General features: G+C 70.3%; 1 protein-coding gene. It reads left to right on the plus strand.

Annotation, left to right across the window (positions count from 1 at the left end; all coding sequences use genetic code 11):
* Window positions 1-3: 3 nt before the first annotated feature.
* The coding region (locus tag AC08ON_RS05745) for a glycosyltransferase family 39 protein (RefSeq protein WP_476616579.1) at window positions 4-670 on the plus strand (667 nt) is incomplete at its 3' end.

Here is a 670-nt window from a genome sequence, read left to right on the forward strand (position 1 = left end):
CACGTGCCCTCCCCCGACGCCCCCACCGAGACCGGGCTCCCGGTCGGCGGCTCCGGTGGCCTCGTATCCGCCGAAGACGTATCCGCCGAGGACGCCCGCTGGGTCCGACCAGCACTGGTCACCCTGCTGGTGGGCACGGGTGTGCTCTACCTGTGGGGCCTCGGCGCGTCGGGGTGGGCGAACGCGTTCTACTCGGCTGCGGTCCAGGCCGGCTCGGTGAGCTGGGAGGCGTTCTTCTACGGTTCCTCGGACGCCGCCAACTCAATCACGGTCGACAAGCCGCCGGTCTCCCTGTGGGTCATGGCGCTGTCTGCCCGGATCTTCGGCCTGAGCGCCTGGAGCATCCTCGTGCCCCAGGCACTGATGGGTGTCGCCACCGTCGGCCTGCTTTACCAGACCGTGCGGCGGCAGTTCTCCGCCGGTGCGGGCCTGCTTGCCGGCGCGGTGCTGGCCCTGACCCCGGTCGCGGCTCTGATGTTCCGGTTCAACAACCCGGACGCCCTGCTCGTGCTGCTCCTGGTCGCCGCGGCCTACGCGACGTTGCGGGCGATCGAGCAGGCGAGCACCCGCTGGCTGGTGTTCGCCGGGGTCCTGGTCAGCTTCGCCTTCCTGACGAAGCTGCTGCAGGCGCTGCTCGTCGTCCCCGTCTTCGCACTGGTGTACCTGGTGA

It is taken from the genome of Frankia sp. CoWAU3, from assembly GCF_977971855.1.